We start from the raw sequence: 12,109 nt of genomic DNA, 5'->3' as shown, positions 1-12,109 counted from the left end.
CGGCCCCTGCCCCAGGGTCACGGCACGCGCAACGCTGACACGACAACACCGGAGCAGGAGGTGGGCGACATGCCCCGAGCCGTCATCGTGGGCCTCGACGGCTCACCCGAGAGCCAGGCCGCCACGGAGTGGGCCGCCAGGGAAGCGAAGCTGCGCGACCTGCCGCTCACCCTCGTCAGCGTGCTGGAACCGGTGCCAGAGCCTGTCACCCAGGCGCCGCTCATGGGACCGGAGACGAGCCGGCACTGGATCGACCGCATCCCTCGCGAGTACGCCGAGGGGCTGCGCCTGCGGCACCCCGGCGTCACGGTCGGCGTACGCCGACTCTCCGGCAGCCCCGGGGACCTACTGCCGCGACGGGCTCGGGAGGACGAGGCACTGCTCGTCCTCGGCTCGCGCGGCCTGAGCGGACTCACCGGGTTCCTGGTGGGCTCCGTGGCGCTCGCGGCCCTCGCCCACGCCGGGCAGCCGGCGGTGCTGGTGCGCGCCGGGGAACAAGCCGTCGACGAGCACCTGATGGACCCCGTCGGCATCCCGTCCACGGCCGCTCCGTACCGGCCCGTGGTCCTCGGCCTGGACACCGTGAACCCGCACGACGCCGTCGTCGCCTTCGCCTTCGAGGCGGCCGCGCGCCGCTCCGCCCCGCTGCGCGTCGTGCACGCGGATCCGGACCCGCGCTCCCCGGCCGAGCTGGCCGGGATGCTGCGGCCGTGGGCCCGTGCGTTCCCCCAAGTGGCTATCGTCGACGAGGCCCGTTCCGGCGGTGCGGCCCAGCACGTGACCGCTGCCTCCCAGGACGCCTCCCTCCTCGTGGTCGGCCGCCGGATCCGCCGCACCCCGATCGGCCCCCACATCGGGCCGGTGGTTCACACCGTGCTCCGCCGCGCCGCGTGTCCCGTCGCGGTCGTCCCGCACCACTGAGCGTGCTGAGGAGAGGTGAGGTGGATGGAACTCCCCCTCGTCGTAGGTGTCGACGGCTCCGACCACAGCCTGCGCGCCGTCGACTGGGCCGCCGACGAGGCGGCCCTGCGGGAAGTGCCGTTGCGGCTGGTGTACGCCGCGTCGTGGGAGAACGACAGCGAGACCCCTCTCGCGCACCTTCCGGGCAAGCCGTCGGCCATGGAGCTGGCCGACTTCGTCGTCTACACCGCCGCGCAGCGGGCGCACCGCCGCGAGGAGGGCCTCAAAGTCTCCCTCCACGTCAGGCACGAGGATCCCGTCCCCGCGCTGCTGAGCGAGGGCCGCAGCGCCCTCGCCCTGGTGGTGGCCTCACGCGGGCGCAGCCGCCTCGCAGAGCTGCTGCTCGGATCGGTCAGCCTCGGCGTCGCCGCCCGCGCCGACTGCCCGGTGATCGTGCTGCGCGGCAGCCACGACAACCAGGCCAGGGCCAGTACGCGACAGCGCGTCATGGTGGGCGTCGGCGAGCAGCCGCACTCCGCGGCGGCCATCCGGTTCGCCTTCGACGAGGCCGAGCACCGGCACGTCGTCCTGGAGGCCGTACACGTGTGGCGTCGATCCCTGTACGAGACCCCCGTGCCCGACCATCGGCCCGGTGAGCCCTCCACCTCCCACGAGCGGCTCGCCGCGGACGGCCTCGCCGCGGCACTGCGCGACGCCGTGTCGGACCACCCCTCTGTCGCGGTGCTGGAGCACGTCGTCGAGGGCGCCGCTCACCTGGTGCTCCTCGACGCCTCAGCCCGTGCCGACCTGCTCGTGGTGGGCGCTCAGCGGCGGCGCGGACCGTACGGGCTCCAGCTCGGCCGCGTCGCGCACATGCTCCTGCACCACTCGGCCTGTCCGGTCGCCGTCGTACCGCAAGCAGCGTGATCGGAGTGCGCGGTTCAGAGCGTCGCCGCGTGGTCCGCAACATAGGTCTGCAGGTCACGCGGCGGGCGCTGGTAGCCGGTCGACGCGGGCCGTGGCGGCAGTTCGAGCACCGGCGGGGGCACCTCGTGGTAAGGCACGGAGCCGAGCAGGTGGGCGATCATGTTCAGCCGGGCCCGGCGCTTGTCGTCGCTCTCGACCACGTACCACGGGGCCTCCGCGATGTCGGTGTGCACCATCATCTCGTCCTTGGCCCGGGAGTAGGCCTCCCAGCGCGTGATGGACTCCAGGTCCATCGGCGACAGCTTCCAGCGTCGCGTCGGGTCCTTCAGGCGCCGCTGGAAGCGCTCCTGCTGCACCGCGTCGCTCACCGAGAACCAGTACTTGCGCAGCAGGACGCCATCCTCCACCAGCATGCGCTCGAAGATCGGGCACTGACGCAGGAACAGCTGGTGCTCCTCCTTGGTGCAGAAGCCCATGACGTGCTCCACCCCGGCGCGGTTGTACCAGCTGCGGTCGAACAGCACGATCTCCCCGGCCGCCGGCAAGTGCTCGACGTACCGCTGGAAGTACCACTGGGTGCGCTCGCGCTCGGTGGGCTTGGGCAGAGCGACGATGCGCGCGACCCGCGGATTCAGATGGTCCGCGATCCGCTTGATGGTGCCGCCCTTGCCCGCGGCGTCCCGTCCCTCGAACACCACGACCAGCCGGGCACGCTCCGCGCGCACCCACTCCTGGACCTTCACCAGTTCCGTCTGCAGGCGCAGCAACTCCCGCTCGTACACCCCACGCGGCAGCGACGACGCCTTGCCCGTCATGCCGTTCCCTCCGTCCGACGACTTACGGAGTCCTCATGCCCTCGGCCGAACACCAGAACAGCACCGTACTGACCGATGACGAACTGCGCACCCTGGACGCCCACTGGCGGGCAGCGAACTACCTCGCCGCAGGTCAGATCTACCTCCTCGCCAACCCTCTCCTGACCGAGCCGCTGACGGCCGAGCAGGTCAAGCCCCGCCTCCTCGGCCACTGGGGCACCTCACCCGGACTCAACCTCGTGCACACCCACCTCAACCGGATCGTGCGGGAGCGCGACCTGGACGCGCTGTGCGTCTGGGGACCCGGACACGGCGGCCCCGCCGTGCTCGCCAACTCCTGGCTGGACGGCAGTTACAGCGAGACGTACCCGGACGTCACGCGCGACGCGACGGGCATGGCGCGGCTCTTCCGGCAGTTCTCGTTCCCCGGCGGCGTGCCCAGCCACGTCGCGCCCGAGACGCCCGGCTCCATCCACGAGGGCGGCGAGCTCGGCTACTCGCTCGCCCACGCCTACGGCGCCGCCTTCGACAATCCGCGCCTGCTCGTCGCCTGCGTCATCGGCGACGGCGAGGCGGAGACGGGACCGCTCGCCACCTCCTGGCACTCGAACAAGTTCCTCGACCCGGTGCACGACGGTGCGGTCCTGCCCGTCCTCCACCTCAACGGCTACAAGATCGCCAACCCGACCGTCCTGGCCCGCCTCCCCGAGGACGAACTCGACGCGCTGCTGCGCGGATACGGACACGAGCCGATCCACGTCACCGGCGACGACCCGTCGCGGGTCCACCGTGCCATGGCCGCCGCCCTCGACCGGGCCGTGGACCGCATCGCGGAGATACAGCACGCGGCCCGCGAGGAAGGCGAGGCCGAGCGGGCGCCCTGGCCCATGATCGTGCTGCGCACGCCCAAGGGCTGGACCGGCCCGGCCGAGGTCGACGGCGAGCCGGTCGAGGGCACCTGGCGATCCCACCAGGTGCCGCTGGCCGGTGTCCGCGACAACCCGGAGCACCTGCTGCAGCTGGAGGACTGGCTGCGCTCCTACCGCCCCGAGGAACTCTTCGACGCCGAGGGCAGGCCCGTGCCCGACGTGCTCGCCTGTGTCCCCGAGGGCTCCCGCCGCCTCGGCTCCACCCCGCACGCGAACGGCGGCCTGCTCGTGCGCGAGCTGCCCATACCCGACCTCGACCGCTACGCCGTCCCCGTCGACAAGCCGGGCGCCAGCCTGCACGAACCCACCCGGATCCTCGGCGACCTGCTGGAGCAGGTCATGCGGGACACCTCGGAGCGCCGGGACTTCCGCCTCGTCGGCCCCGACGAGACCGCCTCCAACCGGCTGGGAGCCGTGTTCAGCGCCAGCGGCAAGGCATGGCAGGCCGCGACCCTCGACGTGGACGAGCACCTGGACCGGCACGGCCGGGTCATGGAGATCCTCTCCGAGCACCTCTGCCAGGGCTGGCTGGAGGGCTACCTCCTCACCGGCCGCCACGGCCTCTTCTCCTGCTACGAAGCGTTCGTGCACATCGTCGACTCCATGGTCAACCAGCACATCAAGTGGCTCAAGACATCGCGCGAGCTGACATGGCGCGCGCCCATCCCGTCCCTCAACTACCTGCTCACCTCGCACGTCTGGCGCCAGGACCACAACGGCTTCTCGCACCAGGACCCCGGCTTCGTCGACCACGTCCTCAACAAGAGCCCCGAGGTCGTGCGCGTCTACCTGCCGCCGGACGCCAACACCCTGCTCTCCGTCGCCGAACACGCCCTGCTCAGCCGGGACTACGTCAACGTCATCGTCGCGGGCAAACAGCCCTGCTTCGACTGGCTGTCCATGGACCAGGCCCGCGCGCACTGCGCCCGCGGCGCGGGAATCTGGGAGTGGGCAGGCTCGGCCGGCGACGGCCGCGAACCCGACGTCGTCCTGGCCTGCGCCGGTGACGTCCCCACCCAGGAGACCCTGGCCGCCTCCGCGCTGCTGCGCCGCCATCTGCCCGAGCTGGCCGTCCGGGTCGTGAACGTCGTCGACATCGCCCGCCTGCTACCCCGCGAGGAACACCCGCACGGGATGAGCGACTTCGAGTACGACGGCCTCTTCACCACCGACAAGCCGGTCATCTTCGCCTACCACGGCTACCCGTGGCTCATCCACCGCCTGGCCTACCGCCGCACCGGCCACCCCCACCTGCACGTGCGCGGCTACAAGGAGATGGGCACCACGACCACGCCCTTCGACATGGTCGTGCGCAACGACATGGACCGCTACCGGCTCGTCATGGACGTCATCGACCGCGTCCCCGGCTGCGGCGTCCGCGCCGCCGAGCTACGCCAGAAGATGGCCGACGCCCGCACCCGCCACCACGCCTGGATCCGCGAACACGGCACCGACCTGCCGGAGGTCGCCGAGTGGACCTGGACCAGCTGAAGCCCTGAGAAGACCCGATCCGCGAAGGAGCGCACCACCATGACCGTACGCGTCGGCATCAACGGCTTCGGCCGCATCGGCCGCACCTATCTCCGCGCGGCCCTCGACCGCGCCGAAGCGGGCACGCAGGACATCGACGTGGTCGCTGTCAACGACATCGCGCCGCCCGCCACGCTGGCGCATCTGCTGGAGTACGACTCGACGTTCGGGCGCATCGGCCGCGCGGTCTCCTACGACGACACGTCGATCACCGTCGACGGCAGGCGGACAGCCGTCACCGCCGAACGCGACCCGTCCGCCCTGCGCTGGGGCGATCACGGCGTCGACATCGTCATCGAGTCCACCGGCCGCTTCCGCGACCGCGCCTCCGCCGAGCTGCATCTGAAGGCGGGTGCCCACACCGTGCTGCTGTCCGCGCCCGGCAAGGACGTGGACGCCACCATCGTGCTCGGCGTCAACGACGACGCCTACGACCGCCGACGCGACAGGATCGTCTCGGCGGCCTCCTGCACCACCAACTGCGTCGCACCAATGGTCAAGGTGCTGCACGAGCGCTTCGGCGTCGAGCGCGGCGTGATGACCACCATCCACGGTTACACCAACGACCAGGCCCTGCTCGACGGCCCGCACAAGGACCTGCGCAGGGCCCGCTCGGCGGCCCTCAGCATCATTCCCACCAGCACCGGCGCGGCCCGGGCCGTGGGCCTCGTGGTCCCCGAGCTCGCGGGTGCCCTGGACGGGATCGCGGTCCGCGTGCCCGTGGAGGACGGCTCCCTCACCGACCTCGCCGTGGTCCTGGCCCGAGAGACGACCGCCGAGGAGATCAACGCGGCCTTCGCCGAAGCCGCCGACGGCCCGCTGCGCGGCATCCTGCGCGTGTCGAAGGCCCCCATCGTCTCCCGCGACGTCATCGGCGACCCGTCCTCCTGCGTCTTCGATCCCGCCCTCACCCAGGTCCACGGCACCCTGGCCAAGGTCTTCGGCTGGTACGACAACGAATGGGGCTACACGCACCGGCTCCTCGATCTGACGGCGCTGGTGGCCCAAGACCGATGAACACCCGACACGACGCTGTCGGCTCCAGCCCCACGCGGGCTGGGAGCTAGCGCGCTCTCTTGGGGCGCGCAGCCTGGGAGTTCGCACAAGAAGCCCTCGCCGACGACATCGCCCACGTCCAAGGCGACACCACCGGCGAGGGCATCCAGCTCCTCCAGCCCGGCCGCCTGCGCATCGCGCTGCCGGAAATCCGACCGGCCTCCGATCCCCGTGGTTCTGGCAGACCGCGCGGTGGCGGTGGCACCAAGGGAAGAGTACTCGCTGGCACTTCCGTGCTGAGGCGTGTGTGAATCCCCAGCAAACGTTCCACCGCGTCACGAGCACTGGCCATTGCTTGCTCCCTGGGCCCCGTTCTGGGACGTTCGTCATGTGACAGGAGCAACTGCTCCTCGACTGATGCGACTTCACTTCGTTCGTTGCTCGCCAGTCGAAGAGTCATTCGGCATCACGGTCGGCCACCTGATCGCGGACAGGCGGTCCCTGACCATCCGTCCCGCGCCCCGCCAGCCGAATGGGCGCTCCCCTCCCCGAGCCTCCGTTCTCCCCGGAATTCCACCCAGCCGAGCCATACGCACGGGGAGGGACCTATGGGTGCGTCCGCGGCAAATTGTTCGAGGGCCGCGAGATGCCCAGTGAGACCTCAACTGGCCTGGGCAATATGGATCAGCATCCTTCTCATGGGTGTGGCGACCTTCACCCTGGTCCTGCCCACCCAGTCCGCCCCTCGCCCTGAGTGGCACACCTGGGAGCTTGCCATAGGGGAACCCATCGCCCTGGTGGCGTACTCCTACCCAGGGTTCGTCGTGGCCCGACAGCGCCCGGGCAACCCTATCGGATGGCTGCTGCTGGTATCCGGCTTCGGGGGGCTGCTCGATGCGCTGGGGCATGCATACACGGACTACGGGTACAGGCGTCACATCACCGGGGTCGCACTGTCGGGATGGGTATCAAATTGGGCCTTCGCGCTGAACCTCTTCCCTCTCTTCCTGTTGCTGTTGGCGTTTCCTGACGCCCAGCTCTCGGCCGGGCGGATCCGATTCGCCGCGTGGTACGTCAGCGCGTGCGGACTACTGGTGGCCCTGTCCGCGAGCGTCATTCCCGGCCCCGTCGACCAGGACTACTACCCCACGCTCGAGAATCAGTTCGGCATTTCAGCACTCACTTTCCTCGCCCGCTACGAGGGCCCGTTGTCGTTTTTCCTGGTGGCTTGTCCCTTCCTCCTCTCCGCCTATCTCTTGCTGTGGCGGTTCCGGCAGTCCTCAGGGCCGACACGACAGCAATTCAAGTGGATCGCCTTCGCGGTGCTGGTGGACACAGTCGTGGCAGTGGGGACGTTCCTTGTCGACCGAGACGCGTGGTTCACCGCCGCGGTCAACTTGATGCTCGTCGTGTTCAGCATCTGCCTCGCGCTGGCCATCGTCCGTCACGGCTTGTTCGACATCGACCGTCTGTTGAATCGCTCGCTCGTCTACCTGAGCTTGACGGGGTGCGTGATCGGGTTGCACGTCGGTGTGGTGGGCCTCTCCGGGCTCCTGCTCCGGCAGTCCGCCCCAGGTCTGGCCTCACTGCTCTCCACGGGTGTGGTGGCTTTGGCCCTCCAGCCGTTGCGCAATGCGCTCCAGAAGACCGCGAGCCGGGTGGTGTACGGCCTGCGCGACGACCCGTACGCGGCCCTGGCCGGTCTCGCCCGCAGACTTGAGGCAGTCGGCGCTCCCGCCAGGGTGCTGCCGGAGGCCGCCGCTACCGTGGCCGAGGCGTTGCACTTGCCCTATGTGGCCGTCGAACTGGACGGCCCCACCAGGACGGGACGGGTGCGGGCCGTGACGGCCGCCTACGGCGCCGAGGCCCCCATCGCGCTGCGTTTCGCGCTGTCCCATCAAGGTACGGAGATCGGAGCGCTCACAGTGGCGGCCCGATCGACCGACGAACGGTTCTCAGCCTCCGATCTGCGACTGCTCCGGGATGCCGCGCTCCACATAGCCCAGGCAGCGGCGAACGTACGGCTCTCGTTGGACGTTCAGCACTCACAGGAACGTGCCGTTGCCGCGCGGGCCGAGGAGCGCCGGCATCTGGCCAAGGCGCTGCGCGAAGGAGTCGGTCCGGCACTCGGCGACGCGACCGGCGCGGTGGATGCCGCGGCCACACTGGTCCGGACCGACCCCGGGCGGGGGCCAGAACTTCTGGCCGCGGCCTTGGAGCGCATCCGCGAAGGCACAGAGAACCTGCGCAGGATCTCGATGGAGTTGCGCTCGCCCGTTGATCAACTGGGCCTCCGTGAAGCCATGCTGAGCTATCTCGACCGGGTACCCCTGGCCGTCCGCATCACCTTGCCCGACGACATACCCCCACTACCTGCGGCAGTGGAAGAGGCGACGTACCGGATCCTGACCGAGGCGATGGCGAACGCCCTCCAGCGAGGCCAGGCCGATGGCGTGCACGTCAGCTTCGAACTGGCTGCCAGGCATATCACGCTGACAGTGACAGCTGACGGCCCGGATCCCCCCACAGTGGACCAGCGCGTCGCCGACCTGGCCCCGGCACTCGAGCTCGCCACCCAGATCGGGGGAACCTGCGAGGTGCGTCGCTCTGCCGGTGGCGGCACCGAATGCACCGCGCGCCTTCCCCGTCGACTGCCCGGATCCGCACTCCCGGAGGCTCGGGAGGCCCCTCCCTTGCAGCCGGGAACGGGCCGACACGAGGGTGATCGTGCTGGAGGTGGGCCATGAACGAGCTCGCGGGAGCTCAGGCGACGCGCGCGGCACCTGATGCGGCGGCTCGGCTGCTCACACGACTGGCGAAGAAACGGACCGCATGGACCGTATCGGTGGCCACCGCGCTCGTCGTGGCGGCGACGGTGACCTTCGCGGTGCTGTCCCGGGCCGCCCCGCGTCCGGCGTGGCATCCGTGGTGGCTGATCGTCGCGGACTCGATGTTCGGCGTCCTGCTTCCTTCGCTGGGCACGCTGGTGGCCTCGCGCCGTCCGAGCAATCCTGCGGGATGGTTACTGCTCGCCGCTGGGTTCGGCGCGGCATTCGACTCGCTCGTGCACGCCTACGCGCTCTACGCAGTGCCCCGCGGGCTGCCCGGCGGCGTACTGGCCGCCTGGTCGGGCAACTGGAGTTTCGTACTCTTCACCTTTCCGATCATGTTTCTCTTCCTGATCTTCCCGAACGGCCGCCTCCCCACGCCATGCTGGCGTGTCACTGCCAAGTACGTGGGCGCCTGTGGGCTGCTGAACGTGATTGTCGGGGCCCTCCTGCCAGGAACGCTCGGGAACGGCTACTTCCCCTCGATCACCAATCCATTGGGCCTTCCGGCGCTGGAGCCCGTCGTACCGCGCCTCGGGCTCATCTCGATCGTGACGAATCTCCTCCCCCTGCTGCTGTCGGTGGCCTCCTTGCTGTTTCGATACCGCCACAGCACTGGGCTGGTACGGCGTCAGCTGAAGTGGGTGGCCTGGGCCACGATGGTGGCCATCCTCCTCGTGACCGTACAGATCATGGTGGGAGACAGGCCCCTCGGTTCGATCGCCATCGGCCTGGTACCGGTACTGCTCAGCGCGGCCATCACCGTCGGGATCGTGCGCCACAACCTCTTCGACATCGACCGTCTGCTCAGCAACACCCTGATCTACGCCGCGCTGACCGGCCTCGCGGTCGGCTTGTACATCGGCACGGTCAGCGCCTTCGGGCTGCTGCTGCAACGCTCTTCCTCCGGCTTGGCCGCCCTCTTCGCCACGGGCGTGGTGGCCGTTCTGCTGCAGCCCTTGCACACCTTGTTGCACCGCTCCGTGAGCCGACTCGTCTACGGCCTGCGAGATGACCCCTACACGGCGCTGGCCGTGCTCGGCAGACGTCTGGAAGCAACTCACGATCCGAAGAGGATCCTGCCCGAAGCGGCCGCCGCAGTGGCCGAAGCCCTCCGCCTGCCCTACGTGTCCATCGAGCTGGTCACCTCGTCATCGGCGGGCCGCAACCACACCCGCGTCGCCACCCGCGGTACGGAGCCTCACGAACTCATCGAGCTGGCCTTGGTGCACCAGGGGGAAGAGATCGGCAGCCTGATAGTGGGGCCCCGCTCCCCCGGTGAGCACTTTTCGAAAGCGGACACGCGCCTGCTCCGGGACGCCGCACGGCACATCGCGCAGGCCGCCTCGGCCGTACGCCTGTCGCTGACGCTGCTGGCCGCGCAGGAGCGAGCCGTTGCCGTGGCTGCCGAGGAACGCCGACGGCTGGCCCGCGACCTGCACGACGGGGTCGGTCCCGTGCTCACGGGTGCCACTTGGACCCTGCAAGCGGCCCTGACCACCTTGCACAGGGACCCCGATGCCGCGCACGAGCTACTGGCCACAGCCCTGGTGCACCTCCGCCAAGGCACCGAAGACCTGCGCCTCATCGCCACGGGCCTGCGCTCACCGGCCGATCAGCTCGGGCTGCGGGAAGCCGTTCTGACCCACCTCGGCCGCGTTCCCCTCACCATGCACACCGCCCTGCCCGATGACATCCCACGGCTTCCGGCCGCAGTGGAGGAAGCGGCCTACTGGATCCTCGCCGAAGCCGTCGCCAACATCCTCAGGCACGCTGATGCCGACAACTGCTGGGTGACCATGGACCTCGACGACACGCTGTCCTTGACCGTCGCGGACGACGGCTCCGGCCTTCCGGACCGATTCCGCCCCGGAGTGGGGATCGCCTCCATGCGGGAGCGTGCTGGTGAGATCGGTGGCACATGTGACATCCGTCCGCGCCCCCGTGCGGGAACCGAGGTCGTGGTGTGCCTGCCGCGGGCCCTCCCCGGCGCCGGGACCGGACGTCAGGCGGTGAAGGGCGGCATCACGTGACAGAGCAGAGCATCCGCGTCGTCATCGCCGACGACCACGCCTTCACCCGGTACGGGCTGCGTGTGTTGCTCGAGTCCGACGCCGGGATCACCGTCGTCGCCGAGGCCCGGGACGGCAGGGAAGCCGTGGAGCAGACGATCGGACTCCGTCCCGACGTCGTCATCATGGACGTACGCATGCCCAACGGCAGCGGACTCTGGGCGACCCGGGAGATCCGAAGAGCCCATCCGGACACCAAGGTCCTCGTCCACTCCGAGTACGAGACGGACCCCAACGTCATGGCCGCGATGCGCGCCGGCGCCTCGGGGTTCCTGATGAAAGCGGGAGACGTCACCCAGATCATCCGCGCGGTCCGCGACGTCGCCGCCGGTGCCTGGATCTTCAACCTTTCCGACACCTCTCGCATGCGCCCGTGGTTCGACGAACTGCGCACAGCACGGCGCGACGGTGCCTTCCCCGAACTCACGCCCCGGGAACGCGAGATCCTCAACCTCATCGCAACCCCGTCGCAGACCACGGCCGGCGTCGCCGCCCGCCTCGGCATCAGCACCAAGCGCGTGGAGAACGCGGTGACCGACATCAAGACCAAGCTGGGTGCCGCCGACCGTGCGCAACTCATCGCCATGGCGCGGGCCGCGGGGCTGGGAACGGGGCCGTGACCTGCTCTTCCCGCCTCCTCGGTAGACCGTTCCCGTGACGGTGGGAGCCACTCATCCGCAAGCTGGATTCCACAGAGGTCACGCGGACACGGTCGCATCGGGGAGAAGCAGATGCACGACAAGAAGCCAGAACGTCACAGGACACGGCCCGAGAGGAGGCGTGGTCGCAACTGGGGCAGGGCCACGCGGCTGTGGACACCGGCTGTCACGAGCAGCATCACAACAGCCATCGCCGTCTACGGGGCATGGCGCGGGCAAGGAACGTGATCGCGAGCTGATCCGCCTTCTGAGGCGCTGCCTCCGGGAACTGCGGTGCGCGGCGACGTCTCCGACAAGCCGTGCGTCGCGGGCCGTCACCGCGAGACGCCTGCTCCGTTCGGTCCCCGCTCGAACGCAATATGTGCCCCTGACTGGACCATTCCTGTGGACCGGCAGCCCCTTCCGGCTCAACCGGCCGTGGTGGGACAGTCCTGGCAGAGTTCGAGCGGGGCA

8 protein-coding genes are annotated in these 12,109 nt (G+C 69.8%); 7 read left to right on the top strand and 1 reads right to left on the bottom strand.

Features of this window, described 5'->3' with window-relative positions; genetic code table 11:
- The first annotated feature begins 69 nt into the window (after positions 1-69).
- Both CP982_RS40070 and CP982_RS40065 read left to right on the top strand, forming a co-directional pair.
- A complete protein-coding gene (locus CP982_RS40070; RefSeq protein ID WP_150514994.1) occupies positions 70-921 on the top strand; it encodes a universal stress protein in 852 nt (283 codons plus the stop codon).
- 24 nt (positions 922-945) lie between these two features.
- A complete protein-coding gene (locus CP982_RS40065) occupies positions 946-1,827 on the top strand; it encodes a universal stress protein (RefSeq protein WP_150514993.1) in 882 nt (293 codons plus the stop codon).
- Positions 1,828-1,841: 14 nt separating this feature from the next.
- Here CP982_RS40065 and ppk2 read toward each other — a convergent pair whose 3' ends face one another.
- On the bottom strand, positions 1,842-2,642 hold the full coding sequence (gene ppk2 / locus CP982_RS40060; RefSeq protein ID WP_150514992.1) for a polyphosphate kinase 2: 801 nt from the start codon (positions 2,640-2,642) through the stop codon (positions 1,842-1,844).
- Positions 2,643-2,677: 35 nt separating this feature from the next.
- On the opposite strand from ppk2, the gene CP982_RS40055 reads away from it, so the two are divergent.
- From CP982_RS40055 to CP982_RS40035, 5 genes are all read left to right on the top strand, one after another.
- A complete protein-coding gene (locus CP982_RS40055) occupies positions 2,678-5,062 on the top strand; it encodes a phosphoketolase family protein (protein ID WP_150514991.1) in 2,385 nt (794 codons plus the stop codon).
- 39 nt (positions 5,063-5,101) lie between these two features.
- Positions 5,102-6,118, top strand: coding sequence for a type I glyceraldehyde-3-phosphate dehydrogenase (gene gap, locus CP982_RS40050; RefSeq protein ID WP_150514990.1), 1,017 nt, complete (start codon positions 5,102-5,104; stop codon positions 6,116-6,118).
- A gap of 677 nt (positions 6,119-6,795) precedes the next feature.
- Positions 6,796-8,844, top strand: a complete 2,049-nt coding sequence (locus CP982_RS40045; protein WP_150514989.1) for a sensor histidine kinase — start codon at positions 6,796-6,798, stop codon at positions 8,842-8,844.
- Positions 8,841-10,958 carry a sensor histidine kinase gene (locus tag CP982_RS40040; RefSeq protein ID WP_150514988.1) on the top strand — a complete coding sequence of 706 codons (2,118 nt, stop codon included), beginning with the start codon at positions 8,841-8,843 and terminating at the stop codon, positions 10,956-10,958. Before CP982_RS40045 ends, CP982_RS40040 begins: the two co-directional genes overlap by 4 nt.
- A complete protein-coding gene (locus CP982_RS40035) occupies positions 10,955-11,617 on the top strand; it encodes a response regulator transcription factor (protein WP_212669211.1) in 663 nt (220 codons plus the stop codon). The genes CP982_RS40040 and CP982_RS40035 overlap by 4 nt, the downstream gene beginning before the upstream one ends.
- Positions 11,618-12,109: the final 492 nt, after the last annotated feature.

Source organism: Streptomyces spectabilis, assembly GCF_008704795.1.
Classification (GTDB): domain Bacteria; phylum Actinomycetota; class Actinomycetes; order Streptomycetales; family Streptomycetaceae; genus Streptomyces; species Streptomyces spectabilis.
This window is presented reverse-complemented; position numbering and strand designations above follow the sequence as displayed.

Bases quoted from the DNA above. Each gene is read 5' to 3' on its own strand.
- CP982_RS40070 (WP_150514994.1), top strand. From the start codon at position 70: ATGCCCCGAGCCGTCATCGTGGGCCTCGACGGCTCACCCGAGAGCCAG.
- CP982_RS40065 (WP_150514993.1), top strand. From the start codon at position 946: ATGGAACTCCCCCTCGTCGTAGGTGTCGACGGCTCCGACCACAGCCTG.
- ppk2 (WP_150514992.1), bottom strand. From the start codon at position 2,642: ATGACGGGCAAGGCGTCGTCGCTGCCGCGTGGGGTGTACGAGCGGGAG.
- CP982_RS40055 (WP_150514991.1), top strand. From the start codon at position 2,678: ATGCCCTCGGCCGAACACCAGAACAGCACCGTACTGACCGATGACGAA.
- gap (WP_150514990.1), top strand. From the start codon at position 5,102: ATGACCGTACGCGTCGGCATCAACGGCTTCGGCCGCATCGGCCGCACC.
- CP982_RS40045 (WP_150514989.1), top strand. From the start codon at position 6,796: ATGGGTGTGGCGACCTTCACCCTGGTCCTGCCCACCCAGTCCGCCCCT.
- CP982_RS40040 (WP_150514988.1), top strand. From the start codon at position 8,841: ATGAACGAGCTCGCGGGAGCTCAGGCGACGCGCGCGGCACCTGATGCG.